We start from the raw sequence: 25,519 nt of genomic DNA on the forward strand, positions 1-25,519 counted from the left end.
TTTCTAAAAACTGCAAAGCCGAGTTAAAACCACTTATCCAACCCAGATTGCTTGGAGGATCCCTTTAGTTCGCTCATCGCCCTCTCCATTCTCGACAGGGCGCTGGCAACCCTCTCCTCGTTAAAGTCGTGTTCCTCTACTAACAACCTCAACACTGACTCCCTATCCACCTCCCCTAGGTTCAGTTCGCCCTCTACATCCTCCACCCGAGGATTCAAGAAGGCGTCCCTGAGCTCCCTCAGGTCCACCCCGAGATCGCTCAGGTCAAGTTCCCCCGCTCTTGCCGCCGCCTCAAGCGAGCCGTACTTCTTCACCAGGGAGTAGGCCCTCTTGGGGCCGAAGCCTCGCACCCCCTCTGGGTCGTAGTCCGTGCCAACGAGGAGGGCCACGTCTATCAGCTGCTCCCTGGTGATCCCGAGCTCCCTTAGCATATTACTCAGCTCCAAGATCTCAGGTTTGATCTCCACGTAGACTTCCTTGTTAGGCAACTTCCTCCTTCCAGTTACGGTGAGGTTCCTAATCAACCTCTCAGCACCGAAGAGGAGGGAGTCGTAGTCCTGACTGCCAACCGCCCAACTCTTTCCTTGGATGTGAATGTGAGCAGCCTCGGCCTCCCCTTCAGCGGGGGCCTGAACGTGAGGAACTCCCATAGCCTTCAGAAGCTCCTTGGACTGCCTAACCATCTCGTCGGTGAGGTAGGCCGAGGCCGCTGCGTATTTCCGCTGGGATTGAACGTCCCCCCTCTCCTTGGCTTTCTCGTACTTTAGCTTGGCCTCCTCCTTCACTTGCCTCCTCCTCTCCAACTCCCCTCGCTTCATCTCGGGTGGCTTGCCGTCAAAGACGTAGATGGGAGTAACCCCCTCCTCCAGCAGGTTCACTGTCCTATAGAACAGCCCACTGAGGTGACTTGTGACCCTTCCCTTCGAGTCGACTAGCGGAGTCCCGTCAGGTTGCCTGATGGCTGCCAGGAATTGGTAAATCGCGTTATACGCGTCGATGGAGATCTTCTTGCCCTTCAATTCCCTGAGGGAGATCTCCTTCCTTACTCCCTCAGCTAGATCCCCTAAGTCTACTCCTATTCCTTATCCCCCAATAGGGAGATCATGCGCACGTCCTCCTTTATGAGGGTTACTGATATGAAGCCCCTTATCTCCAAGCTCATGAGAGCTCTTAAGAAATCGGAGAAGGAAACTTGCGTAGTGGAGCTCTTCACTACGTCGGCATAGAGGTCCTGATCCCTCACTGATGTTCCCATCTTCCTCAGTCTTTCGAGGACCAAGTAATGAAGCGGGACTTCCCTCCACATGCTCTCACGCGAAGGTGCTCGGCTTCACTACCTGCTTGGGGAGTTGCTGCCTAGCCCTTTCGAACCACGAGGCGTAGAACTGCGTCATCTCCTGAGTTATTGAGGGCTTCACCTTCCTCATGGCCTCCATGAAGTGAGTCCAGTTTACCTTTAAGTCCTCAGCCCTTATCCCCTTTCTGAGGCCTTCCCTTAGAGCCACTAGCCCAGCCTCTCTAACTAGGGCAGCTATGTCAGCTCCAGTGTAGCCCTCGGTCTTCGCTCCCAAGTCGCTTAAATCTACGTCGTTGGCCAGGGGCACTTTGCTGGTGTGGACCTTCAATATCTCCGTCCTAGCATCCCTATCGGGAGGTGGCACAAGTATCATCTTCTCGAACCTCCCTGGCCTGAGGAGCGCTGGGTCAACTATGTCAGGCCTGTTAGTTGCAGCTATGACAGCAACGTGCTGCATCTCTTCTATTCCGTCCATCTCAGCCAGCAACTGGTTCACCACCCTCTCAGTCACTCCCGAGTCGTAGCCCGCTCCCCTCATTGGAGTTATGGCATCTATCTCATCGAAGAATATCACAGCTGGAGCGTACTGCCTTGCCTTCCTGAATATTTCCCTTATGGCCTTCTCGCTCTCCCCAACCCACTTCGACAGTATCTCGGGGCCCCTGACGGCTATGAAGTTGGCCCCACTCTCCGTGGCCACCGCCTTGGCCAACATGGTCTTACCCGTCCCAGGTGGACCGAAGAGGAGGATGCCCCGGGGCGGCTCTATGCCCACCTTCTCGTAGTAGTCTGGGAACTTCAGGGGATACTCCACTATCTCCCTCAGCTCCTGCTTGGCCTCCTCCAGTCCACCTATGTCGGACCACTTGACCTCGGGGACCTCTATATATATCTCCCTGAGTCCACTCGGCACTATCTCCTTCATGGCCTTCATGAAGTCGTCCATCCTCACCTCCATCTTCTCGAGGATCTCGGGCGGGATCTTGTCTTGGGAGAGATCTATTTCTGGGAGGTACCTCCTCAACGTATTCATGGCTGCCTCCCTCACTAAGGCCGACAGATCGGCACCAGTGTAACCGTGAGTTATGTCGGCCATCTTCTCTAGGTCGACGTCCTTGGAAAGCGGCATGTTCCTAGTGTGGATCTGTAGTATCTCTAACCTCCCCTGCTTGTCGGGGAGGGGTATCTCTATCTCTCTATCGAACCTCCCAGGCCTCCTCAGGGCTGGGTCCACCGCCCCCGCCCTGTTGGTGGCTGCTATAACTATGACGTTACCCCTACTCTCAAGGCCGTCCATGAGAGTAAGGAGCTGAGCCACAACTCTCCTCTCGACCTCCCCTATCACTTCGTCCCTCTTGGGAGCTATCGCGTCTATCTCGTCTATGAATATGATGGCGGGAGCGTGTTTCTTGGCGTCCTCAAATATCTCCCTGAGCCTCTGTTCGCTCTCACCGTAGAACTTGCTCATTATCTCGGGGCCGTTTATGGAGGTGAAGTAAGCCTCAGTCTCGTTGGCCACCGCTTTCGCCAATAAGGTCTTCCCTACTCCTGGAGGACCTATGAGCAGGATCCCCTTGGGTGGCTCTATGCCCAACCTCTTGAAGAGTTCGGGGTGCCTCAGGGGGAGCTCCACCATCTCCCTGACTTTGTCTATTATGTTCTTCATGCCCCTATGTCCTCATAGGTTATCCTAGGGAGCCTAGTCTGCTCTATCGGCTTCTCGGATATGGTTATACTAGTCTCGTCGTTAGCTATCACCACTCCGACCGGCTTAACCTGTATTACAGTGAACGGTATGGCCTGCCCCAGAACTGGAATCAAGACGGTGTCTCCCTCAACCATGGGGTAGTCCCTCAACTTCTTCTTGACGTAGCTGACGAAGCCTGGATCGACCGTGATGGAGAAGTTGGAGGGAGCTAGCTTTACGAAGCTGGCTGGCCTGACCTGGGCCTTCCTCACTACCACTCTGTCCCCTATGCTAACTCCAGCGTTCTTCCTTGTTATCCCGTCCATTCTTATGACGTCCATCCCTGCGTCCTCGCTGGCGTTTGGCCAGGCTATGGCCGCGGTTTTCCTAGTTCCCTCTATCTCCACCACGTCCCCTGCGGTGACCCCTATTGACGCCAGGAGATCGGTGTCTATCCTAACCTTACCCCTACCTACGTCCTTCTGTTTCGCCTCGAGGACCCTGAGCTCGAGCTGCCTCCTCTGTGGCTGTCTCTGCTCCTCAGAACCGCTCGCCATGGTAATCTACTACTATCTCTCGGAGAGGAGGTTATTAGAACTTGCTATGAGGGGTTTAACCCCAAAAATTCACTGTTTTGAAGTGAGGGTGGAGGAGTGGGGGAGTTCTGGGAACTTCTCCTTCATGCGTTGTTCCGCTATCACGGTTGCCTCGCTCAATATCTGCCTAGCCTCGGGGCTCGAGACAGCGTAACCGTACCCTGAGCCGGTGAACTCACCCGCGCTCAACACGACGTCGTTTAGTCCCTCCCCCAACTCCGAGAGCTCCAGGGAGAGTTCGGGCATCATGCCCCTTATGGAGTTCTTGAGTTCATTTATCACACTCACTACCGGCCCTAGGCCCACGAAGACGTCCGCGAACTCACCTATCGTCTCTAGCCTCAACTGCACCTGTTCTAGGGCGATCTGTGTGACTAAGAGCTGTTTAGACATCTTCCGCAGTTCGGCGACCTCGTTAGCGTATATGGATGCCCTCTGACTGTCCTTGCTCATCTGCGCCTCCACTACCCTCTCGAAGAGCACCCTGTCCCTCTCTTGCATCCTAGATATCTGAGTCTCCAATCTGCCTATCATGGTCTTCAGCTTGTACTGAGCGTGCACCAGCCTATACTTCAGGGGCTCCTTGTTCTTGAAAGCCCCTCTGACCCTCTCACCGAGGGAAGGTTCGTCACTTCCTGCCCAATACCTCTGGAAATCCTTGCCCAACATACGCAATGTCTATCTTATATCACGGAACTTAAAAGGGGGTTCCCACGGTAATATCCGATAGGCCGCCCAGGAAACCTGGAGGACCCCTTCGTTCTTGGAAAGAGGCTCATCTGTTAGTCACCTCTAGGAGTTCCACCACGCTAGGGTCTTGTAGCCAGTCGACGCTCCTGCACTCTCCTTCCTCAAAACGCCTTATTACTTCCTGTACTGTGACATTACTACCATCGACCACACAAACCTTCCTAAAACTCTCCCAAGCTTCGGCCTCAACCACTCCTAAGGCCTCGGCTTCTACGTTCTCCATCACTTTACTCTCCGGCCACCCCCTGTTCGACAAGTCCCTGTAAACTAGGAGCGGGTGCCTCCTCAGGACGAGGACTTCGTCCCCTTCCACCATGGATGGATATATGGACTCCACCACTGCGTCCCTTCCACGCAAGTACATAGAGAGCTCGGCTCTAGTCCTCTCCTCGTCCACCAAATAGCTTAAGCTTCCCTGGTCGAAGGAGGTGTAAAGTCCTCGAGAGACGACGAAGGAGGAGAGGGAGACGTACTCGGCCCTTCTCCTTTTGGCCAACTCCGTGGCCACGGCGGTCTTCCCAGTCCCCGGAGTGCCGCTCACCACTAATATCATACGAGGAGGAAAAAGGTCTCCGCCACAAATAAGACTACCGAGACCGTCAATAGCACCATCCTCGTCCTTCCCCTGAACTCGTTCCATAACTCCCTCATTCCGTAGGGAAAGGAGAGGAGCCCAACGACGAAGAGGATCAGTTCCAGCGTCTTCACGTCGACCTCTTTGCTTAGCTCACCTTTTAAGGGCTTCAGCTAAGTATAACAGGTGTTCTCCGAGCTCTTGGACGTGGTGGATAAGCTCAACAAGAACCAAGTGGTGGAGGCGGCCGAGGCCCTGATAAGGTTGGCTAGAGAGGAAGATGAGGCAGCCCTAGTGTGCTCTGAGATGGAACGTGAGCTGATGGACGTCAGGAGGAGGGCGGAACTAGAGGTAGAAGGGGAACTCGGGAGGAAACTTAGGGAAGTGGAGGAGGACCTGAGGAGGCTGAAGCTGAGGAGGCTGAAGCTGCTTACGCTATACGCCGTGCAAGTGCTTAGCAGGGGAAACCCAGTGATAATGAACGTTGCTAGAAGGGACGACATAGATACGACACACACGTACCTCTAACAGCTGCTACACCTAACGAGAGATCCACGTACGTGAACGCTTCCACTATTGAAAATTAAGGCATGAAACTAAAGATCCCGGCACTTCTCGACTTCTCTGAAGTTGTAGAACAATCTACCTTCGTGGCGTATCCTATAAGTGATGCTAGCCCCACTACTGTCCTTCCCCCGATTCGATTGGAAGAGACTGCCCGGAACTGCCCTAGGCATCCCTCTTGCGGGACTTCCGAGGTTCCAGGATGGAGCCCCACCTTCTTAGTTTACACAGCTTTGACCAAGCCATAGAAAATCAAACGAATTCCGCAACGAACCGTGAATCCCAAATCAAACCGATAGCAAACACATCAGTCCACCAGCCCTGTATACATGCGACAAGCGCTTGGTCGTGGGAGGATTTGGCCGTGATAAGCGTAGCTTGGCCCAGCCGCCTAGACTCACTCCAAGGGGGCTGACCCGTTTGGGAGCAGCGGGCTAACCGCTCGGACTGACGCCCTCGCGGCGCACACCCCTGCCCCATCAACCCCCTGTTCTAGAGGAGGGTCCCTGGCCCGACGAGTTGCCCCGCCAGACCAGAACCACCTATTTTCGGGGAGGGTTTCCCACTTAGATGCTTTCAGCGGTTAACCCTCAGGGCGTGGCTGCCCGGCTTTGCCCTACCGGACAACCGGTAGACTAGAGGCCCCGGTACTCTGTTCCTCTCGTACTAGGAGTACCTTCCCCTCAGGTGGTAGGCACCCCCCACCCTTAGAGTCCGACCTGTCTCGCGACGGTCTAAACCCAGCTCACGTTCCCCATTAACGGGCGGGCAGCCCTACCCTTGGGGGCTACTGCACCCCCAGGGTGGGAAGAGCCGACATCGATATAGCAAACCGCGGGGTCGATGGGAGCTCTCGCCCGCGACGACCTTGTTATCCCCGGGGTAACTTTTCTGACATGCCCAGCCCCCACGTGTGGGGGCATGAGCGTTCGCTAGGCCGCGCTTTCGCGCCGAGACCCCGTACTTTGAAGGGTCTCGTCAAGCCGGCTTTTGCCCTTGCACTCCACGGCGGCGTTCTGTACCGCCTGAGCCGACCTTTGGGCTCCCGTGTTATCTTTTCGCGGGAGTGCCGCCCCAGCCGAACTGCCCACCTGACGTTGTCCCTCTGCGAGGTAAGTCGCTCGAACACCCGTGGGTAGTGTTTCACTTTCGGCTCCACCGTCCCCGAAAGGACGGCTTCGACGCCTCCTACCTACTCTACGCACAGGCGACCGAACGACAGCGCCAGGCTGCAGTTAAGCTCCACGGGGTCTTCTCTCGGTGTGGGGGGTTGCGGGACTGTGCACCCACTCTGGGCGTTCACGGGGCCCCTGGCTGGGACAGTGGGGACCGCGTTGATCCATTCATGCGCGCCGGAACTTGCCCGGCAAGGCATTTGGCTACCTTGAGAGGGTCAGAGTTACCCCCGGCCTTTAGCGGAGCTTCGTCCGGTTGGACCCGGATTTCACTTACCGCCAGTGGCCAGGATTCAGCTCCCGTACACACCCTTACGGGCTAGCGGGAACCTATGTTTTTATTAAACAGTCAGGTCCCCCTTGTCACTGCGACCTACTGCGACGTTTCGCGCCGCGGTAGGCACCCCTTATCCCTAAGTTACGGGGCTAATTTGCCGAGTTCCCTAGCCAGGGTTAGCCCCCATACGCCTTGGGCTTCTCACCCAGGGGCACCAGTGTCGGTTCTTGGTACGGGCACGGAGGATCGATCTGCACTCCCTTTTCATGGGGACCGGGGTTCGGGAGAACCCCCCATACGGGAGGCCCATCGCACCTTCGCCCCCTTCTCACCATTACGGTACTCCAGGGGCTTCAGTACTTGGCCGAGGCGGTTACCTCGGTTTCCCTACCCCCATCCGTCAGGAGCACAGCTTGCGTTGCCGCACCTACCTCCGTGGCAGGGGAATATTAACCCCTTTCCCTTTCGGCAACTGCCAATTGGGCGTTGCCTTAGGACCGGCTCACTCCCGGTCGACGACCGTTGCCGGGAAAACCTGGCCCTTCCGGCGAGGGGGATTCTCACCCCCTTTCGCTGTTACTGCCGCCGGGATCTGCACCTGCGACGGATCCAGTGGACCTCACGGCCCACCTTCTGCTCCGCCGTAGCGCCCTCCTACCGATGGGGCTCCAAAGGAGCTCCACCCTTGGGTATCGGCGGCCGGCTTGAGCCCCGACCAGTCTGCAGGGCCCGTAGCCTCGGCGGGTGAGCTATTACGCACTCCTTAGAGGATGGCTGCTGCTGGGCCCACCTTCCCGCTGTCTGTGGCTACGGACGCCCTTGTACGCACTTAGCCGGCACTTTGGGGCCTTAACCCAAGTCTGGGTTGTTCCCCTCTTGCCACCCAACCTTACGCCGAGTGACCCACTCCCCCCTTCTACGGCGCTCGCAGGTTCGGAGTTTTACTGGGAGTCCGGACCTTTCGATCCGAAGCCCCAATAAGTAACTCTACCCCACGAGTAACCTCAGGGGAGGCTGCGCTAAGACGCATTTCGGAGGGAACTAGCTATCACCGGGCTAGATTGGTCTTTTGCCCCTAGGCCAGGGTCAGGGGAACGAATTGCACGTCAGAACCCCTATTCGGCCCTCCACCAGGGTTTCCCCTGGTTTCGGCCTGCCCCGGTCTAGATCGCCCGGTTTCTAGCCTCACGCCAGTGACTTGAGGCCCTGACAGACCCTGCCCCTCACTCGTCGCCGAGTTGCGGGCATTCGGTTTCCCTTCGCCTTCGGGGTTGAACCCCTTAAGCTCGCCACTGACGTGAACTCCCCGGCCCGTGATTCAAGACGAAAGGCGAAACCCTGATCAGGCCCCCACGTACTAAGGGCTCGCGCCCTCCTCCTTACGGAGCCCTCACCTCTTTCGAGCCTCGCCCTGTATCGCCAGACGGTTTCAGGCACTTTTCACCGCCCTCCCGGGCTACTTTTCAGCTTTCCCTCACGGTACTTAGTTCGCTATCGGTCTCGGGAGATATTTAGCCTTAGAGGCACGTGTCCCCTAGATTCCCACCCTCAAACCAGAGGATGGTACTCGGTACGCTGTCACGCCCACTCTCCTTTCGTCTACGGGGCTTTCACCCTCTTCGGCCCCCCATCCCAGGGGAGTTCGACTAGGAGAGTTAGGACGTCCAGGTTTCCCCCGACAGCGCGCCACTACCCCACATCCCCAGACTACTTATCGCAGCCGGGTTCGGTCTGGGCTCTTCCCCTTTCGGTCGCCCCTACTCAGGGAATCTCGCTTGATTTCTCTTCCTTCCCCTACTAAGATGCTTCCGTTCGGGGAGTTCCCCCTCCCACTTGCGCGGGAGTGCCCATACGGGCAGGAAGTCCCATTCGGGAATCCTGGGGTCGACGGCCGCCTGCGCCTAACCCAGGCGTTTCGCCGCTTGCCGCGCCCTTCTTCGGTCCCCGAGCCGAGCCATCCACCGCCTGGCTTGGTGCCCTCTTGGGCTTGAGTCCAGTCGGCTGTTTAGCCCTACGCTTACCACGGCCTCATAGAGCCTATACCTCCTCAACGAGAGGCCTCAGCTCTAAGCCCTTCACCCTCCTCCCTCCCGAAGGGGGGTTGCATAGACTAGAGGAGGAACGGCTTTCACGGGGTTTCCCCAATGGGGAAGCACTGTGAGGTGATCCAGCCGCAGGTTCCCCTACGGCTACCTTGTTACGACTTCTCCCCCTTGCAGGAAAGAAGTTCGACTCCCCACACGAGGCAGGGAGCCTCACCCCTCCCCCGCTCGGGTGGAGCGACGGGCGGTGTGTGCAAGGAGCAGGGACGTATTCACCGCACGTTGTTGACGTGCGGTTACTAGGGATTCCTCGTTCACGAGGGCGAGTTTCAGCCCTCGATCCCAACTGAGGCAGGGTTTAAGGGATTGCCTCCCCCTTTCGGGTTTGGATTCCCGCTGTCCCTGCCATTGTAACCCGCGTGCGGCCCGGGAGTTTCGGGGCATGCTGACCTGCCGTGGCCCCCTCCTTCCTCCGGCTTAAACGCCGGCAGTCCCCTTAGTGTGCCTCCGATCCGGAGACCAGAGTAGCAACTAAGGGTGGGGGTCTCGCTCGTTGCCGGACTTAACCGGACATTTCACAACACGAGCTGGCGACGGCCATGCGCCTCCTCTCCGCGAGTCTGGCAAGGTCGTCAGCCTGGCCGTCATTCTGCGGTCTCCCCCGGTGAGATTCCAGGTGTTGACTCCAATTGAGCCGCAGGTTCCACCCCTTGTGGTGCTCCCCCGCCAATTCCTTTAAGTTTCGGCCTTGCGGCTGTACTCCCCAGGCGGCGGGCTTAAAGGACTTCCCTGTTGCACCAGGTGGACTCCAAGCCCACCTGACACATAGCCCGCATAGTTTACGGCCGGGACTACCCGGGTATCTAATCCGGTTTGCTGCCCCGGCTTTCGCCCCTCACCGTCGGGCGCGCTCTAGCTGGGCGCCTTCGCCACTGGTAGTCCTCCTGGGATCTACGGATTTCGCCCCTACTCCAGGAGTACTCCCAGCCTCTCTCGCCCCCTAGCCCGGCAGTATTCGCACCATTTCCGAGGTTGAGCCCCGGCCTTTAGACACGAACTTACCGGGCCGGCTACGGGCGCTTTAGGCCCAATAAAAGCCCAGACCACTCGCGGAGCTGGTATTACCGCGGCGGCTGACACCAGTCTTGCCCCCCGCTTATTCCCCCACCTTTTTAGAGTGGGGAAAAGCCTCTAACGAGGCACTCGGAGTAGCGCCATCACGCAAACGCGCATTGTGGACGTTTCGCGCCTGGTGCACCCCGTAGGGCCTGGGCCCTTGTCTCAGTGCCCATCTGGAGGCTCCCGCTTTCACGGCCCCTACCCGTTATAGGCTTGGAAGGCCTTTACCCTTCCAACTACCTGATGGGCCGCAGCCCCATCCTGAGGCACCCTTGGACAGTAGCCCAAGGGCCTTTCGGCGAGGGGACCTTCCAGTACCCCTCACCTATCGGGAATTATCCCCAGTTTCCCGGGGTTATTCCCGTCCTGAGGGCAGGTTAGCCACGTGTTACTCAGCCGTACGCCACACCTCCTTGACCCGGAGGTGTAGACTCCCATGGCTTAGCCCTACTCCGATAGCGGTCTGGTCCGGCAGGATCAACCGGAATTGGTGGGGAAACCCTCACGTGGCCATTCCTCCCCCATCAGACGTAAGAATTCCGCAGTTACCACCGCGGGGAGCTTACGTCCTCACATCGCCGGCAACCTTGATTGTAAGGTGCCTATCGGCGAAATAACCTTATGCACCGAACCCCATATAAAATTATCCTCGTAATGGTACGGACTTAGAACTCCTTCACCTGAAGGTAGAGAGGACTTGGTTTACCTACCTCCTCATTAACGAAACGTTTAAGAGCGACTGTCTTCCCGTATCCCTTTTTTCCACGAGGAACCGCTCCACATGACTTCGTCAACGCCTTCCTTCAAGTTGACCCATAGAGCCATGACAAAGAGTAGAGAAGATAGTCTGTTTAGATACTTCACGTAGACTCCCTGAAGAGAACCCTCCCTAGTCACCCTCACTAGGGACCTCTCTGCCCTCCTGCACACGGACCTAGCTAAGTGTAGAGTGGACGCGCCGATGTTCCCACCTGGCAGGACGAAGTTCTTAAGCTCCGGCACCTCGTCAGCGAATTTCTTCAAAGTGAGCTCCAACCTTGTTACCCTGTCCTCCCCGAAACCCAACGGAAAGCCGGCCAGCTCGGAGGAGATTGCTAGGATCTCCGATTGAATAGGTAATAGGAACGACCTGAGCCTAGGGTAAATTGAAGCCGCCAGTCCCAAGACAGAATTCAACTCGTCTAAGTCCCCAAGGGCCTGGACTAGCGCGTCGTCCTTCCAGAGTTCTCCGGCCGAAGGTACCTTAGTCCTCCCTCCGTCGCCCGCACCAGTATACCACACTTAGTCCACCTTTGTACCAATATTCCTTCGGAGAGCCTCCTCGTACACGAGGAGGGCCGCCGCCAAATCCTGTGCTGCCACCCCTACTGACTTGAACACCGTCGGCCTACTAACTCTCTGGCCCTTTAGAAGGGCTCCTAACTCCACGATCGGTTTGCCCAGTTCTCTCGCTTTCAAGTAGTCTCCGCTTTCTGCCTCTACCGCCTCTATCGAATCCACTAAGACGGTGGACGCCCTCTTGAGCACGTCGTCGTCCAGTTCCCTAGAATCAAGCGTGTGAGCGCCAACGCTTGAGATGTGAAAGTCGTCCCGAAGTAAGGAACCCCTGACTACCGGGGAAGTGGAGGAGGTGGCAGCGTAGATGACGTTGGACTGTCTCATTAGTTCCTCCAACGTTACCGCATCTGCGCCTAACTCTGAGGCTAGTTTAACGTGGCTAGTCCTGGCAGTGAAGAGGAATTTGTCTACCTTGAGGTATCCAGAGGCCACCGCGTAGTGGTACCTAGCCTGAGTGCCAGCCCCCACTATGCCTACCGTACCTACACTCCTTCCTACTACTAGTTCCGTGGAAAGGACACTAGCCGCAGCCGTCCTCCACGCCGTGAGAGTGGGTCCGTCTATAACGGCGAGGGGAAGGCCATTCTTGGAGGAAGCCAGCACAACTAGGCCGTTTATGGTAGGGAGTCCACGAGACTTATTTCCCTCTATAACGTTTACAAGTTTAACGGCGAAAACGTCTGGACCGTAGGAGTGCATCAATCCCCACCAATTGCCCTCCACAGTGAACACCTGCCTCTTTGGCTGTGCCACCTGCTTGTCTATCAACCACGAGAAGGCTACCTTCGCCGCCTCTACGGCCAACTCAGGAGTCATCAACAGGTCCACGTCCCTAGGGCTGATGAGAAGCACAGTAACATTGAGCAGACGTCCCTTTTAGGCGTAGTGTAAAAAGAAGGGTATGTGAAGCTGCAGCTAGGGAGCTGTCCTCGAGGAGTAGAGCCCCTCTCTGCCTTCATAGAGGCGTTACGGGCGGCTGGGGCCTCAGAGAACACTGTGAAGCTCTACTCCACCGCTGTTAGGGAGTTCCTCGAGTTCGTTGGGAAGGAGGTCGAGAAGGTGACCCAAGCGGACGTCAACGCGTGGATGGCCGAGATGGTAAAGAGAGGGGGGAGATCTAGCACGATAAGATATTACGTCATCGCTGTAAGGAGATTCCTCGGTTGGGCGTCAGTAGACGTGAGGCCTCCAGTCCCGAGGAGCAGGCCTAGGAAGGTGAGGGCGTTGACGCCTGAGGAAATAGAAAGGTTGAGGGCTATTGCTAAGGGGGAAGACGCTGTCGTACTTAACCTCCTCCTGGATACCGGCCTCAGGGCCAAGGAGCTTCTCTCCCTCACTAGGGAGGATATCGACTTGAGGGGAATGACGATAAGAGTGAGGGAGACTAAGAACGGTGAGGAGAGGGTGGTATTCTTCACAGAAAAGACCAAGAGTCTCCTCGAGGATCACTTGAAGAGGTGTAAGGGGAGGCTCTTCGACTTAAGCTACCAAGGGCTGTATAAGAGGTTGAGGGAGCTAGGAAGGAGGGCTGGAGTAGAGCTAAGGCCGCACCTGTTGAGGCACACCTTCGCCACCAACGCTGTCAGGAAAGCCATGCCCCTCCCGGCGCTCCAGGCCATAATGGGACACAGGGACATAAAGACAACACAGGTTTACCTCCATTTGGTGAACAGGGACCTGGAGGAGGCATACAGGAAGTCTTTCGCTGAGAGTCAGAGCTGATGCATAGAAAGAGGCCGAATCTTAAGAGGACCTACTCAGAAGGACCTACCGGTGAACCTCCACCTACCCATCTCCCACACGTAATGGGCTAGGTCTCTTATATCATTGAACATGGATGTCTGAAGGTGAAGGTACTCAAACCTGGCTGCATCCAGCAACATCTTGGATTGGAGGTCCTTCACAGTTGAGCTAGACATTATACTCTCTAAACGCTCTCTACTCAGGTTCCCCACCACTACTCCCTCCATGTCGTCTGGATAAGGAAGATCTCCGTTGGGATAGATAGTTATAGAATAGCTGGTCAGTCTTTTGGGCCTCCGCTTCGCCACTAGGGCCTCTATGAATCCCCACGAGTTGTTGAGGACAGATCCGTACCTTCTCTTCAAGTCGCTAAGAACCTTGTATAATTCCATTGGATCCGGAGCTAACTTAACCTTAGAGGTAGGGTAGTCTACAGCTGGAAGTACCAACAACTTGTACCGGCACCTCTGTACTGCTTTCACTTTATCCTCTAGCCTGTTCAGGTTGTGTTTCGTCACGACAGTCTGCACGTTGACCTTTAATCCGTACTGCCTCAACTTGCAGAGGTCCTCCAACGCCTTCACGTTCCAATGATATTCATCAATGGAGTAGTGCACAAAGTCTACAACCTCTCCGACCTTGGAGAGGAACGTCTCGTCCGACATTCTGTAGCCGTTCGTGGTGAGCATCACATAGAGGGAGCCGTCGTGGGCATACCTAAGCAGTTCCAGGATGTCCCTACGGGTTGTAGGCTCACCTCCTTCGAACGAGATGACAACAATTGAGGATCTCCTGATGTTATCTATTATCCGTTTCACAGTCTCGGTGTCGGCCTCTCCGAGGGAACCATCGTAGTAGCTTGGACTACAGAACGTGCAGCGCAAATTGCACCTTGAGGTGACCTTGAAAGTGGCATACGCTGGCCTGAAGTTATCCCCTAAGAGCTGAGTCCTTAGGAACCAAGATAGTGCCTTTAGGTCTCTATTCATTCTTCATCCTCTCTATTAGCCTTACGTAGTCGAGTGCGTTCTCCTCTATGGCCTTCACGTCCTTTTCATTGACTTTCCTGACCACCTTCGCGGGAACCCCTAGGGCGACGCTGTAGGCCGGCACCTCCTTTCCCTCGGGGATAAGTGCTCCAGCTCCAATTATGGAATATTCCCCTACCTTACTCCCGTTGAGGAGGATGGCACCCATTCCCACTATGACGTTAGAGGAGACGTGAGCCCCGTGAATCACGGCGTTATGTCCTATCGACACCCTGTCTCCTATGTAGACCCTGAAGCCTCTGTCTGTGTGAACAGTTGAACTCTCCTGCACGTTGCTCTCTCTTCCCATGTATATGGAGTCGTTGTCTCCTCGAAGCACTGCGTGATGCCATACGCTGCTTCGTTCATCCACCTCAACATCCCCCACTAGATAGGCAGTGGGGTGAACATAAGCGTCCCTGACCCTCGGCATCTTCCCTAGGAAAGGTTCTAGTGGCATAGGTAACGTTACTAAGTCCTTTTCTTTAATTTTGCTATGAAGAACCCCCGGTTCCGTGAGTCTGTGGATGAAAGCGTAGTAGATACTCAATTTCGAATCGAGGATCGTCGATGACTTCCTCGTTCTCTAACATAGTTACTGTGCAGGTGGAGTAAACTAGTTCGCCACCAGGTCTGAGAACTCTGTAAGCAGCTTCAATGAACTGCCTCTGATAGTTGTGCAGTCTCAGGAGCTGGACCCCGTCCTTCTTATCGTATAGCTTGGGTCTCAGTCCTAAAGCCGAGCACGGTGGGTCGACTAGAAGCTTGTCCACCCCCCTGAGGCCTGTCTCCCAAAGGTAGCGGGAGTCGTATCTGAGGAGCGTCGCCTCAAGTCTCAGTCTAGCCAGAGCTTCCATCACCTTGTTGAGTTTAGACTGAGTCCTATCTATACCTATGACCCTAGCGTGGGGCTCCAACTGAAGAATGTGTGTGAGCTTACCACCGGGGGCCGCGGTTGCGTCTACAATCAGCTCCCCTGGCCTAGGGTCCAACACGTGCGCCACGAACTGAGAAGGCTTTCCCTGCACGTAAATGAGCCCGTCGGAGAACCACCGTGTCTCCCGCAAAGACGGAACATCGCAGAGCGATTTCTTTACCTCGACTACAGGTCCAGGTGGTCCCCTCAATTCTCCCTCTCCCACCACCACACCTCCTGGTCCGACTACGGAGACGTAACGTGACTTTGCCCTAACCTCGATTACGCCCGCAGAGTAGACGTGAGCTCCCTGCATGACGCTCTCAGCAGTTGGGCCGTCAACGATTACGATGTCCCTCCTGAGAGGCAGAGAGCCGGAACACTTGACCTGAAAGTAGATGGCCTCCTCTAACTCATCGTCGAGCTCCGCCCCCAATTCCCTCGCCAGCTTCTCTGGGTCGGAGAGCCTCGTGTTTACCCTAAGGTAGAACCTAGGGGGTGGTGTCTTGATTTCCCTCAGGAAATCCTCCAGTTGGGAACCATAAACCCTCCTAAGCTCATCCATCACGAATTGGTCGTACTCCACTCTACCTTAGCACCTCTGTTGTTAGGTTCTGTTACAAATCCCCCGAAGGTCGAAATCAACTCTCTGCCCTCCCTCTCACTAGAGAGAAAAGTATAGATCGCGGGACCGAAAGAAGATAGTCCCACGTAAAAGCCCCGTGTCCTCATAGAGCTGGCTAGGCTCCTCACCTCCTCACTCTGGAGGAGCCACTCAACACGCTTGAAACCCAAGGATTGTATAGCATCTATGGACCTCAGAGCTTCCTCTACGTCTTCCTCTACAACTGAAGGTAGCAGTCCCATAAGTACAACTCTAGCCAGCTCAGCGGTTCCCTCAACCCTGGCCCTAAACGCCGCTCTCTCCTCCTCTCCGAATATCCTCCTTCCCCGGCTCGGGATATTAACGTAAAGCTTCCAAGGGAAACGAAACCTAGCGAGCAAAGGTGGAGGAGGAGCTGAGCTATAGTCTGAGGGGGATGGAGTGGGCTTCACCTTGACGGAGTGTCCACCGTCCAGCACCATACCTCCCCATTGGAAAGCATGCACCCCAACTCCAGAGGTAGAACCCCTACCTACTAGTCTTGCCAATCTAACTGAGTCCATCGGCACACCGTTGAATTCAGCTGAGGCCTTAGCAACTGCCAAGGCTAGCTGAGTTGTGTGGCCCAGACCCACATGAGGCTCATAGTCTTCGTCCAAGCAGACACCTGGAACTTGGAAGGGCGGCTGTATAGGTGGAGCACACTCCCCAATCCTAACCACCACACGGGGTCTCTCTAACGCTATTCCCACTCCGCCATCTAACCTACCCCACTTTCCCTCTAGGTCTAAGAGTGTCACGTGCAGCCTAGAGATCCCCACAACCTTGAGCATCGCGCTTACTTCGGCAGCTGAAGTAATATGTGAACTACCCCGCCCTCATGGACGGGGCATCCCCGCCTCACGATGGAGACTTCCTGCTTCCCGGAGGGACCTAGATCCCCTTCCGTAGCGGAGGTTCAGTGGAACCTTTCTGTGAAAATCGTGGAAGGGGGGTCGCGGAGGGTTTCCTCTCCACGGGCGTGAGTTCCCCCAGTCCAGAGGGTGCGACCCAGCTCTCACAGTAGAGGTCGTAGAAATAGTATTTTGACAACCGTAAAGAGGTTTACATAAGGGGGCTGTCCGTCCCCACGGAAGGGGACTTCCGTCCCCTCAACCCCCGTTAAGTTAATGTAAGTCCCAACTTAACGCTCCACTTGGGCCTTTGGGCGCTGAAATTAGCCTAGATTTACACTGCTTTATTATCGAAACACACTTTATACACGGGGACGTCCTACAGTCCAGGTTCTGCCTAACATCTATATAAGTCAATTGAAATACTAAGCTGGTGAGGTACCTTGAGCGAAGCCGAGCTGAGTGAACTGGCCGAGGCCTTGAGGATTAAGTACGAACAGCTGCAAGAGGGAAAGCCAATTGAGTCTGCTACTGAGGAGACCATAAAGTCAGTGCTAGAAGGAGGTGTAACAGTGCTAGCCTTCTTGGCGAAGTGGTGCGCCCCGTGTAAGCTATATGAACCGTCCCTGGCTAGGGTGTCAAATAAGCTAGGAGAAGCGGGTTTCTACAAGATCGATGTGGACGAGGAGAGGGAGTTAGTCAGAGAGTATCAAGTAAATGAGTTGCCCACAACTCTAGTTTTCGTGAAGGGAAATTTGGTCTGGAGAGAAGAAGGGGCTATCGACGAAGCGAGGTTAGAAGAGGTAGTAAGGGCAGCTCTGGGAAAGCAATCCGATGAGTGAGATCGTTTGATAGAGGCCCGTTTCAAGGTCCAGTTGGGGAAATTCTCACTCGATGCTGACCTCCAAGCTGAAGGTTTCACAGGGGTAGTGGGGCCCAACGGTGCAGGTAAGACCACCCTTCTACTTACCATGGCAGGATTCAGAGAAGCCAACGGAGAACTTAAAGTGGATGGAGTGGACGTGATACGCGAGCCTCCAGAGAGACGAAGGCTAGTTTACGTAGATTCTAACACCTTCATACCGCACTTGGAAGTCTGGGACCACCTTAGATTTGGGGCCAAGTTGCGAAAAAGAGAAGTCAGCGACGAGGAAGTTAAAGAAGTGGCAGAGATCCTGGGAGTCCCCGTGAAGGGAAGAGTAGGTAAGCTGAGCTTAGGAAACAAGATCAGGGTAAGCCTAGCCACAGCTCTCCTCTCTGGAAACAGAGGAATCTTAGTAGACGAGGTCTTTACTAACTTACATGAGAGTTCCAAGGTCGTCAACGAGTTCAAGAGGGCATGCAGGGCAAGGAAAGTGGACGTCGTCTTCACAACTCACGTAGAGGAGCTTGCTAGGGAGGCTGAGAGACTCTATCTCGTAAGCTCGGGCAAAACAGTGAGAAAGTTTTAATTTACGTGTAGCGCTCATTTCCACTTCTCCAAAAACAAATGATAGATTTTAAGCATTGGATTAAACATTGTTTAGAACATACGTGGATCACGCTTTTATGATATGTATTAACTGGGCTTAACCTATGAATAGTACGATAGAAAAATCCCTGAAGCTGGTCCGTGAAAATCAGATCGAGTGGTTAGACTTACAGTTCACGGACCTTCCAGGCAGGCTTCATCACATAACTATACCCGCCAAAGAGTTGACAGAAGAGAGCTTCAAGACAGGATTCGGCAAGTTGGACGGGAGTAGTATAAGGGGGTTCACCACGATCTACGAGAGCGACATGGTCCTCAGACCTGTTCCAGAGACCACTGCCCTACTTCCTTGGAACAAGGGAGTGGCGAGGGTTTTGAACCAGGTGTTTTGGGGGGCAGGCAGGGTAGATTCGAAAGAGACCCGCGGGGTGTGGCCGAGGCTGCGGAGACGTTCCAGGAACAGAGAGGGTTAAAGAGTTATTTCGGACCGGAGTTGGAGTTCTTTCTTTTCGATAAAGTTGAAATAGACGTCTCTACCCCAAGCAGTGGAACGGGATACAAAATAAAGGCTAGGGAAGCGCCTTGGGAGAAAACAGGGAACTTCCTCATAAGGTTCAAAGAGGGATACTATCCCGCTCCCCCGGTGGATCAATTGATGGATGTGAGGTTGGAGATCGTGGAGACCCTAACGAAGTTCTTCGGCTTCGAGATAGAGGCGACTCATCATGAGGTGGCAACCGCAGGACAGGGTGAAATAGACTTCAGGTTCTCAACGCTCGTAGATACAGCGGACAAAGTTCAAACCCTGAAGTATGTTGGGAAGAACGTGGCAGCGAACAAGGGGCTAGTAATGACTTTCATGCCTAAGCCTATGTTTGGAGACAACGGAACAGGAATGCACACCCACTTCAGCCTCTGGACGGCTGACGGAAGTAAGAACCTTATGTATGACCCGTCCGATGAATATGCGGAGCTGAGTCAGACTGGTAGGTACGTGGTTGGAGGACTCTTGCATCATGCTAGGGCCCTTTCTGCAATTGTGTCACCAACTACTAACAGCTACAGGAGGCTAATACCAGGTTTCGAAGCCCCAGTTTACTTAGCTTGGAGTAAGGGAAACAGGAGTGCAGTGATCAGAGTGCCCTCTTACTATAGAGGTATGGAGGTAGCGAAGAGGATCGAATATAGGGCGCCAGATCCTTCCACTAATCCATATTTGGCCTTCTCTGCAATCCTTATGGCCGCCCTAGACGGAGTGAACAAGAAAATGGACCCAGGGGATCCGGTAGACGAGAACATATACCACCTCACGCCCGAGAGGCGGAAACAGTTGGACATAAGAGAGTTGCCAAGGTCACTGGATGAAGCTCTAGACGAGCTGGAGAGCGACTTAGAGTTCTTAAAGCCGGTTTTCAACTCATCGATCTTAGACACATACATATCCATGAAGAGGGACGAGGCCAGGGCTGTGGCACAGTATCCCCACCCAGTGGAAATGTACTACTACCTAGACTCCTAGCAAACCAGGCACGTAGAAGCGAGCAGTCCTAAGCTTATTTCTAAGCCCCCTCTCATCTAAGTACGGATCGAACACGTAATTACTCACGGCTTCAGCGATCAGCGAGTAGTCCTCCCCGAGAACCTCGGCGTACGGAGACAACCACCTCTCTTTACTTGACTTGAAGGAGTCCATGGCTTTCTCGTAGATCTTCTTCACGTCATCGCTGTCCACAGTCGAACTTACGGCCATGGTGCAACAAGGCATTAACTCGAAGGGTTCAACGGTGTAGCCCATTCGCTTTAGCTTCGTGACGAAGGGTTCCCATAGCGCTACTGCACCTACCGTACCTGTCAACAGCATCCTCTCTAGCTCCTCTGCGCTCTTCGCAGGGATCACCGCCTCCTTTCCCGCCAAGAAGGTCCACAGCTCCATGCTCGAAAGCGAAGTGGAACCAATCGGATCGCCACGCCCAACTAGTGCGCCACCTCCATGTGCGGCGCCAGCTACGAGCTTTATGTTAGGGAAGACAGTCGACAATATGAGTTGAGTAATATAGGGGGAAAAACCTACCTCCAACTTCCCTAGAGCCAAGTCTAGCGTGAGTTCGACACCATTACGATAGAACCTTAGATCTGCGAGCAGGCCTTTCTCCTTCAAGATCTTAATAAAGGGAAGGACAAAGGGATACTCCGCGGCTCTTATGATCCCTATACGTAACACCTTAGCCAATCTAACTCTCCTGGTATTGCCAGGTCCCTTGGCCCTTACAACTCTCCCCTCCTTCTCCAGTTCCTTCAGAACTTCGGATACCCGGCTCTTGGATAGGCCAGCGAGTCTAGGGAGGTCAGTCTGCCTCACATCAATGAGCTTGCTCAGTACATCGAGCAGCCTGTCCCTAGCACTCATGAGTTAAATATAGAAGGCCCCCTAAAATAGGCCCACCTTCTGCGTCTCGAGCAACCTGAAGGCCTGATTCCTGACAGTAGAACTCGTCTTCATCACTCCGCGAGTTACCATGGTAACTAGATCTGCTTCTCTGTCCTTCACTCCCCTGACGTAGGCACACATGTGGACTCCCCTTATTATAACCATCACTCCCTTAGGCTTGACGTCACTCTGCATTAATGAGTCGGCGATCTGATTGGCCAACCTCTCCTGAAGCTGCAACCTAGATGCGAAGTGATTGACCAACCTAGAGAGCTTACTGAAGCCTGCGACGTATCCTTCCTTCCCGACTACGTAAGCGACGTCCACCTTCCCAAAGAAGGGGAGAACGTGATGTTCACACAGTGATGAGAAGTTCACGTTCCTAGCTACCACTATTTCGTCCTCGCCGTAGGTGCTATTTTCCTCCCTTAGACTAAAGACCTTCACCTCTGGCATCTCAGTCCTCATGCCCTCAGTCATTTCCAGCAGGGCCCTAGCCACTCTCGCCGGAGTTTCAGCCAGCCCCTCCCTGTTGGGATCCTCACCGAGAAGCTCTAACACCTCCCGAATTCTCTTTGCTATGGCCTGCACCACCTCTTGCTGGTCGAGTTGCGGTTGCTCCATGAAAACACCGAGTACTAAACCCATCGGTGGTTATATAACACTTTATTCAAATTGGCTTCACGGTTTCTTTTTATTTCAGACAGGAGTCGATGTTTTTGGGGACTCCTTTAGGTCATTGATTTCTGCTTTGACTTATTGGCTTACAGACTAGGGCCTTGAATGAAGACTGGGCTTCTTCCTAAAGGCCTTCACCGAGTTCACGGTAGCTCCTTAGGGAAAGTAGAAAGTACCTTGGGACGGTAGTCGACAATTATGGTATCTTCTATCCTGACCCCGAACTTTCCGTTGAAGTAGACCCCCGGCTCCACCGTGATTACCATATTCCTTTCCAACACGTCCTCTGATCTAGGAGAGACTGTCGGACTTTCGTGTACCTCAATTCCAACCCCATGCCCAGTGGCATGAATGAAGTAGCGTCCTAGGCCTGCCTTCTCAATCACTTTTCTCGCTGCCAGGTCTACGTCAGAAGCCCTAACACCTGGTTTTACTAGATCTATCGCCTCACCTTGTGCCTGGAGGACAACCTCATATACCTTCCTCACCTCTCCCTTGACCTGAAAGGTCCTGGTACTGTCGAAGCAGTAACCCCCAACTTTAGCTCCTATATCGAACAGTGCATTATCCTCATCTCTCAATTCCCTACCCCTTGGCTGAGAGTGTGGAAAAGCAGTGTCCGGACCGAAAGCGACTATGCTGGGAAATGCGTAATCCTCTGCACCGCTCTTCCTCATGGTAGCATCAATTTCTCCCGCCACTTGGTATTCGGTCACCCCAGAGACTAGGGCCTCCGCTCCCCTCTTCATTGCAGAGGAGGTGACCTCACCCGCGGCGCTTATGCGCTCTAGTTCCCACGATTCCTTGATCGCCCTCAGCTTGGAGATCTGTGCAGAGATGTCCACCAGCTCGAACTTTGCTTGGAGGACATTGTAGAGGGGCACTTGTATCCAAGCCAGGTCTACGGCAAGTCTCTTACCGTTGACAAGTTTCTCTAACGCTGAGATCATGGTGGAAAACCGTCCTGAATTGTAAGGATCGTAGATCACTACCTCTGCCCCCTTAACGTTCTGCGCCCTATACGCATCCAAAAGAGGGGTTATGACGTAAGTATTCTCGCCACAGCGGAGAACTGCACCTGCTCCTTCATATTCTGCGAAGTAGTAGAGGTTAGGAGAACCCAATAGTAGGACGCAGGAGCCTGAGTCCCGAGTAATTTGTTCCAACTTTGAAGTTCTTGATGCCATCATCTCTTGGATAGTATTTGAAGTTGGGCTCCCTTATAAGTAGGGCAGTCCTGAACGCCGTCCTGATGAAGTCGATCTTCTCCTCCTCACCGTAAGCTCCATTGAGAACTTCGGATATGTCGACTACTTTGTCCTCCCTGTAAAGACAGGTCTTTAACTCTCCCTTAGTGGTCAGCCTTATCCTGTTACATCCAGAGCAGAAGAGTGGATTCCTGTAGGGCCTTACTACCTCCACGACCATACCAGACGATAGTTTGTATCGAGGTCTCATGTGTTTGCTCCGTTGTTCAATCCTCTTGGTGATCTGGGAGAGCTTCTCCTCTAAGCGATCTAGCCCTACGTGAGCTGAAAAGGTTTGTTTGCCCAATCCCACCGGATGAAGTTCTATGAGATGAACTTCGTCCACTCCTAAAGACTGAGCCAACTCTAAGAAGTCAAGCGTTTCACTTTCATTGTAGCTATTGACCACATAGTTGAGCTTGAGAGGTCTTAATCCAGCCTCAAGGGCCGCCCTCACACCGCCCAATACAGTGTTGAAGGCGTCTACCCCAGTCACCCTACGGAACCCATCTCTACTGATCGCGTGGAGACTTACGTTAACTCTATCAAGTCCTGCGTCCTTGAGCTTGCGAGCTAGCTTCGCTAGCAAGACTCCGTTAGTGGTCATGGAGAGGTCTTCTACCCCAGTGGACTTGATCGCGGATATGACATCTAAGAGATCTCTTCTAAGGGTGGGTTCACCTCCTGTGAGCTTTACGCTATCCACTCCGAATTCCCTAGCAACTCGCGTCACGACGGCTAGTTGACTTGGCGAGAGCAGGTTTTCCACTAAAGGCTCGCCCTCCATGTGACAAAAGAAGCAGCTGAAATTGCAGGTGTGGGTTAGCGTTATTCTTAGGTCCTCTAACGGTCTTCCGTACCTGTCCAGCATTACTAATATAAGCGCCACACCGATTATAAATGGAGATGATGAAGGAAATGGACTGTCCCCGGTGCGGGGTGAGAATGGACTTTCAGGCAGAGACAGAGATCATGAGTGACAAGTTGAAGAAGATAAGGTACCTCTACAAATGCCCAGCGTGTGGTGTGAAGACTAGCGACTTGGAGCTGAGGCTGACCAGAGACGGGGGAGTAACAATAAGTGTATACAGTTTTTAGGAATTGAGGATCCGTTGTACTGCTCGCCCGTGCAAGATAGGCATGAAAGCCAATAGGAACGCGTTCTTGGCACTGAAGACAAGCTTACTTACATCCGAAGTAGGTTGGTAAGCGTCGACGAAGAGCTGCACGCCTCTCTCGAACTGGTCTAGATCGTTGAAGTATTTATATGCGGTGAAAAGGAAGAGAACAAGTAGATCCCACGCCTTCAACTCGCTGGAGTCGGAGGAAGTAGATTGCTCAGCATCAATCACATAGAGCCTTTCTTCAGATATTAGAAAGTTCTCTACCTTAGTGTCCCCCATAACTACTCCTCTGTCATGGATTTCCCTGAGTCCTCTTCCAAGTAGCTTCATGTCCTCTGCTTCTGGTTCCCTGCCTTCTAGGAACTCTCTAGTTAACGATGGCTCATCCAAGTCAAAGTCTATGACCTTAGGGGTCGAGAACCCTTTCCAGTTCGTGAGAAGGAAATCTAGTTCCCTGGATAATCTCTTCTTAGGGTCGGCAACATAGGGGTAGGTGAAGAAGGCAGTTGTTATGAAGTACCATTTTATTGAGTAAGGTGAGCTATAGTTCTTTATGATCACCTTAACGCCTCCGACCGTTGAGACCCTAGACTGAGAATAAGTTTCCCTGATCAATCTCTCGAGGGTGGTGGCGAGACCCATTTACAGTTGCAGCGTAGAGGTGGTGGCTTAAAATTGTGGGAGTTGAACGGCCCTAATTTGACCCTATGGAGGTCGAGGGGACGGAAGTCCCCTTCCGTGGGGACTGATACCCCCTCATAGAAACGTTTTCGTAATGAGACTCCAACGTCTTCTAGACATCGGCCGTGAGAGCTGGGTCGCACCCTCGGGACTGGGGGAACTCACGCCCGTGGAGAGGAAACCCCCCGTGACCTCTCTTCCACACGGGGCATCACAGGACGGTTCCGTTCGATGGAACCTCCGCTGTGGGTGAAGGGGGATCGAGGTTTCTCTGAGAAGGAGGAAATCCCCATCGCGAGGTGGGGATGCCCCGTCCGCGAGGGCGTGGTAGTTCACAGACCTAAATACCTCTTGTAGAAATCAAGGTACTTCGAGGCGTCGTCTGGGAAGATCAGGACAGTTGTACCCTGAAGAGAGAGCTTCATTGTAGCGGCAACTGTTGCGCCCGCGCTAGGGCCCACAAGAAGTCCTACAGCCCTGGCCACCCTTAACGCACCTTCAGCGGCCTCCTCAGCCGTGACGTCAACCACTTCGTCTATCTTAGTGGTCTTAATGAACCTGTTGTCGCTTTCCAGTCTCTTTATACCTGGTATTCCACTCCCAATCGCAGGTTGCACCCCAACGATCCTGACGAGATCTCCATACACCTCCCTGAGGTATCTTGCCACGCCAATAATGTGGCCTGCTGTGCCTAAGGTAGCCACCAAGTTCTTTGGTACTTTTCCCACTGCTCTCAACTGTCTTTCAAGTTCAATTCCGGTTGTCCTGTAGTGTGCCTCCACATTCAACTCACTATTGAACTGATCGAGATTGATAGCACCGGAGGCTTGGGCCAGTTGTTTCACTAGTGGCACTATCTCACTGGTTCTAGAACCCATCTCTTGCACATCAGCGCCTAACATCTTCAACATCACCTTAAAAGAGTTAGGAGAAGTAGTGGGTAGGAAGCAGGTGAACTTGACTTTGAAGTAAGCAGAGAGTGCGGCCAACGCTAATCCTGTGTTTCCGGAGGTAGCCTCCATTATCCATTTCGAGTCCTTCTTTAGGGCCTCCTTGAAAAGGAACCAAGCGGTCCTATCCTTAACACTTTTGCTGAACGGGTTATAGAATTCGAGTTTAGCCCATACATCTCCATCAAAGGGTAATCTAAGTAAAGGAGTGGGCCACATGCCCTCCAATAGCTGAACTGGGTCTTCGAACACGTTCTCCTTCTCGAAGCTCAGGGACACAAATACTGACCACCTTGGATAAGCGCTCCAGGGAGGGACTTTAACTCTTTCTCTCAGT

The 25,519-nt window shown here is 53.9% G+C and carries 21 protein-coding genes, 2 rRNA genes and 3 pseudogenes; 6 read left to right on the forward strand and 20 right to left on the reverse strand.

The features are described 5' to 3' along the window. Positions 1–23: 23 nt before the first annotated feature. From fen to HS1genome_RS11985, 6 genes and pseudogenes are all read right to left on the reverse strand, one after another. Complete coding sequence (fen, locus tag HS1genome_RS04630; protein ID WP_126449812.1) at positions 24–1,079, reverse strand: flap endonuclease-1; 1,056 nt, start codon at positions 1,077–1,079, stop codon at positions 24–26. Beyond that, complete coding sequence (locus HS1genome_RS04635; protein WP_126449813.1) at positions 1,076–1,306, reverse strand: hypothetical protein; 231 nt, start codon at positions 1,304–1,306, stop codon at positions 1,076–1,078. The genes fen and HS1genome_RS04635 overlap by 4 nt, the downstream gene beginning before the upstream one ends. 4 nt (positions 1,307–1,310) lie before the next feature. Then, positions 1,311–3,541, reverse strand: a pseudogene (locus HS1genome_RS04640) (CDC48 family AAA ATPase). Positions 3,542–3,610: 69 nt separating this feature from the next. Beyond that, positions 3,611–4,249, reverse strand: a complete 639-nt coding sequence (cdvB1/B2, locus tag HS1genome_RS04645) for a cell division protein CdvB1/B2 (protein ID WP_126449814.1) — start codon at positions 4,247–4,249, stop codon at positions 3,611–3,613. A gap of 106 nt (positions 4,250–4,355) precedes the next feature. Then, entirely contained in the window at positions 4,356–4,883 is a 528-nt protein-coding gene (locus HS1genome_RS04650) for an adenylate kinase family protein (RefSeq protein WP_126449815.1), read from the reverse strand. After that, positions 4,880–5,038: a hypothetical protein gene (locus tag HS1genome_RS11985; RefSeq protein ID WP_158613719.1), complete on the reverse strand. Its 159-nt coding sequence runs from the start codon at positions 5,036–5,038 to the stop codon at positions 4,880–4,882. The genes HS1genome_RS04650 and HS1genome_RS11985 overlap by 4 nt, the downstream gene beginning before the upstream one ends. 52 nt (positions 5,039–5,090) lie before the next feature. Between HS1genome_RS11985 and HS1genome_RS04655 the strand changes: the two genes are divergently transcribed. Then, entirely contained in the window at positions 5,091–5,432 is a 342-nt protein-coding gene (locus HS1genome_RS04655) for a hypothetical protein (protein WP_126449816.1), read from the forward strand. 436 nt (positions 5,433–5,868) lie between these two features. Here HS1genome_RS04655 and HS1genome_RS04660 read toward each other — a convergent pair. The 4 genes from HS1genome_RS04660 to HS1genome_RS12315 form a co-directional block, all read right to left on the reverse strand. After that, positions 5,869–8,905: ribosomal RNA gene (locus HS1genome_RS04660) — 23S ribosomal RNA — on the reverse strand. Between the two features lie 172 nt (positions 8,906–9,077). Then, a 16S ribosomal RNA gene (locus tag HS1genome_RS04665) occupies positions 9,078–10,569 on the reverse strand. The 16S and 23S rRNA genes sit together here, the layout of an rRNA operon. Positions 10,570–10,810: 241 nt before the next feature. Then, positions 10,811–11,362: a cob(I)yrinic acid a,c-diamide adenosyltransferase gene (locus HS1genome_RS12310; RefSeq protein ID WP_179950431.1), complete on the reverse strand. Its 552-nt coding sequence runs from the start codon at positions 11,360–11,362 to the stop codon at positions 10,811–10,813. Further along, entirely contained in the window at positions 11,363–12,271 is a 909-nt protein-coding gene (locus HS1genome_RS12315; protein WP_179950432.1) for an ornithine cyclodeaminase family protein, read from the reverse strand. A 51-nt stretch (positions 12,272–12,322) separates the two neighbouring features. Between HS1genome_RS12315 and xerA the strand changes: the two genes are divergently transcribed. Continuing rightward, positions 12,323–13,141 carry a site-specific tyrosine recombinase/integron integrase gene (gene xerA / locus HS1genome_RS04675; protein ID WP_126449817.1) on the forward strand — a complete coding sequence of 273 codons (819 nt, stop codon included), beginning with the start codon at positions 12,323–12,325 and terminating at the stop codon, positions 13,139–13,141. Between the two features lie 35 nt (positions 13,142–13,176). Here xerA and HS1genome_RS04680 read toward each other — a convergent pair whose 3' ends face one another. From HS1genome_RS04680 to HS1genome_RS04695, 4 genes are read right to left on the reverse strand one after another with little or no spacing between them, the layout of a single operon-like run. Continuing rightward, entirely contained in the window at positions 13,177–14,151 is a 975-nt protein-coding gene (locus tag HS1genome_RS04680; protein WP_126449818.1) for a radical SAM/SPASM domain-containing protein, read from the reverse strand. Next, positions 14,144–14,650, reverse strand: a complete 507-nt coding sequence (locus HS1genome_RS04685; RefSeq protein ID WP_126449819.1) for a gamma carbonic anhydrase family protein — start codon at positions 14,648–14,650, stop codon at positions 14,144–14,146. Before HS1genome_RS04685 ends, HS1genome_RS04680 begins: the two co-directional genes overlap by 8 nt. A 34-nt stretch (positions 14,651–14,684) precedes the next feature. Continuing rightward, a complete protein-coding gene (locus HS1genome_RS04690) occupies positions 14,685–15,692 on the reverse strand; it encodes an RsmB/NOP family class I SAM-dependent RNA methyltransferase (protein ID WP_232018791.1) in 1,008 nt (335 codons plus the stop codon). Then, complete coding sequence (locus tag HS1genome_RS04695) at positions 15,671–16,543, reverse strand: beta-ribofuranosylaminobenzene 5'-phosphate synthase family protein (RefSeq protein WP_126449820.1); 873 nt, start codon at positions 16,541–16,543, stop codon at positions 15,671–15,673. The genes HS1genome_RS04690 and HS1genome_RS04695 overlap by 22 nt, the downstream gene beginning before the upstream one ends. A gap of 503 nt (positions 16,544–17,046) precedes the next feature. Here HS1genome_RS04695 and HS1genome_RS04700 point away from each other — a divergent pair. The 3 genes and pseudogenes from HS1genome_RS04700 (at position 17,047) to glnA (ending at position 19,593) form a co-directional block, all read left to right on the forward strand. Further along, positions 17,047–17,445, forward strand: coding sequence for a thioredoxin family protein (locus HS1genome_RS04700; RefSeq protein ID WP_126449821.1), 399 nt, complete (start codon positions 17,047–17,049; stop codon positions 17,443–17,445). A 6-nt stretch (positions 17,446–17,451) separates the two neighbouring features. Then, on the forward strand, positions 17,452–18,054 hold the full coding sequence (locus HS1genome_RS04705; protein ID WP_126449822.1) for an ATP-binding cassette domain-containing protein: 603 nt from the start codon (positions 17,452–17,454) through the stop codon (positions 18,052–18,054). Between the two features lie 124 nt (positions 18,055–18,178). Continuing rightward, positions 18,179–19,593, forward strand: a pseudogene (gene glnA, locus HS1genome_RS04710) (type I glutamate--ammonia ligase). On the opposite strand, the gene HS1genome_RS04715 reads toward glnA, so the two are convergent. The 4 genes and pseudogenes from HS1genome_RS04715 to moaA all read right to left on the reverse strand — a co-directional run. Next, positions 19,582–20,481 (reverse strand): MarR family transcriptional regulator, encoded by a 900-nt coding sequence (locus HS1genome_RS04715; protein WP_126449823.1) that lies wholly within the window; start codon positions 20,479–20,481, stop codon positions 19,582–19,584. The pseudogene glnA and the gene HS1genome_RS04715 overlap by 12 nt on opposite strands. 21 nt (positions 20,482–20,502) lie before the next feature. Next, positions 20,503–21,126, reverse strand: a complete 624-nt coding sequence (gene folE / locus HS1genome_RS04720) for a GTP cyclohydrolase I (RefSeq protein WP_126449824.1) — start codon at positions 21,124–21,126, stop codon at positions 20,503–20,505. Positions 21,127–21,323: 197 nt separating this feature from the next. After that, positions 21,324–22,370, reverse strand: a complete 1,047-nt coding sequence (locus HS1genome_RS04725; protein ID WP_229768164.1) for a M24 family metallopeptidase — start codon at positions 22,368–22,370, stop codon at positions 21,324–21,326. Between the two features lie 10 nt (positions 22,371–22,380). Beyond that, positions 22,381–23,298, reverse strand: a pseudogene (gene moaA / locus HS1genome_RS04730) (GTP 3',8-cyclase MoaA); the annotation flags it as partial. A 29-nt stretch (positions 23,299–23,327) separates the two neighbouring features. On the opposite strand from moaA, the gene HS1genome_RS04735 reads away from it, so the two are divergent. Beyond that, entirely contained in the window at positions 23,328–23,525 is a 198-nt protein-coding gene (locus HS1genome_RS04735; protein WP_229768163.1) for a hypothetical protein, read from the forward strand. Here the strand turns inward: HS1genome_RS04735 and HS1genome_RS04740 are convergent. Both HS1genome_RS04740 and HS1genome_RS04745 read right to left on the reverse strand, forming a co-directional pair. Continuing rightward, a complete protein-coding gene (locus HS1genome_RS04740; protein ID WP_126449826.1) occupies positions 23,522–24,193 on the reverse strand; it encodes a BUD32 family EKC/KEOPS complex subunit in 672 nt (223 codons plus the stop codon). The two genes, HS1genome_RS04735 and HS1genome_RS04740, sit on opposite strands and share 4 nt — an antisense overlap. 371 nt (positions 24,194–24,564) lie before the next feature. Further along, positions 24,565–25,401, reverse strand: a complete 837-nt coding sequence (locus HS1genome_RS04745) for a cysteine synthase family protein (RefSeq protein ID WP_126451316.1) — start codon at positions 25,399–25,401, stop codon at positions 24,565–24,567. Between the last annotated feature and the right edge of the window lie 118 nt (positions 25,402–25,519).

The sequence above is a fragment of the Sulfodiicoccus acidiphilus genome, assembly GCF_003967175.1.
Classification (GTDB): domain Archaea; phylum Thermoproteota; class Thermoprotei_A; order Sulfolobales; family Sulfolobaceae; genus Sulfodiicoccus; species Sulfodiicoccus acidiphilus.

Coding starts and splice junctions, on each gene's coding strand:
- HS1genome_RS04635 (WP_126449813.1), bottom strand. CDS start 1,306: ATGTGGAGGGAAGTCCCGCTTCATTACTTGGTCCTCGAAAGACTGAGG.
- cdvB1/B2 (WP_126449814.1), bottom strand. CDS start 4,249: ATGTTGGGCAAGGATTTCCAGAGGTATTGGGCAGGAAGTGACGAACCT.
- HS1genome_RS04650 (WP_126449815.1), bottom strand. CDS start 4,883: ATGATATTAGTGGTGAGCGGCACTCCGGGGACTGGGAAGACCGCCGTG.
- HS1genome_RS04680 (WP_126449818.1), bottom strand. CDS start 14,151: ATGAATAGAGACCTAAAGGCACTATCTTGGTTCCTAAGGACTCAGCTC.
- HS1genome_RS04685 (WP_126449819.1), bottom strand. CDS start 14,650: ATGCCACTAGAACCTTTCCTAGGGAAGATGCCGAGGGTCAGGGACGCT.
- HS1genome_RS04695 (WP_126449820.1), bottom strand. CDS start 16,543: ATGCTCAAGGTTGTGGGGATCTCTAGGCTGCACGTGACACTCTTAGAC.
- HS1genome_RS04715 (WP_126449823.1), bottom strand. CDS start 20,481: ATGAGTGCTAGGGACAGGCTGCTCGATGTACTGAGCAAGCTCATTGAT.
- folE (WP_126449824.1), bottom strand. CDS start 21,126: ATGGAGCAACCGCAACTCGACCAGCAAGAGGTGGTGCAGGCCATAGCA.
- HS1genome_RS04725 (WP_229768164.1), bottom strand. CDS start 22,370: ATGATGGCATCAAGAACTTCAAAGTTGGAACAAATTACTCGGGACTCA.
- HS1genome_RS04735 (WP_229768163.1), top strand. CDS start 23,328: ATGGAGATGATGAAGGAAATGGACTGTCCCCGGTGCGGGGTGAGAATG.
- HS1genome_RS04740 (WP_126449826.1), bottom strand. CDS start 24,193: ATGGGTCTCGCCACCACCCTCGAGAGATTGATCAGGGAAACTTATTCT.
- HS1genome_RS04745 (WP_126451316.1), bottom strand. CDS start 25,401: ATGTGGCCCACTCCTTTACTTAGATTACCCTTTGATGGAGATGTATGG.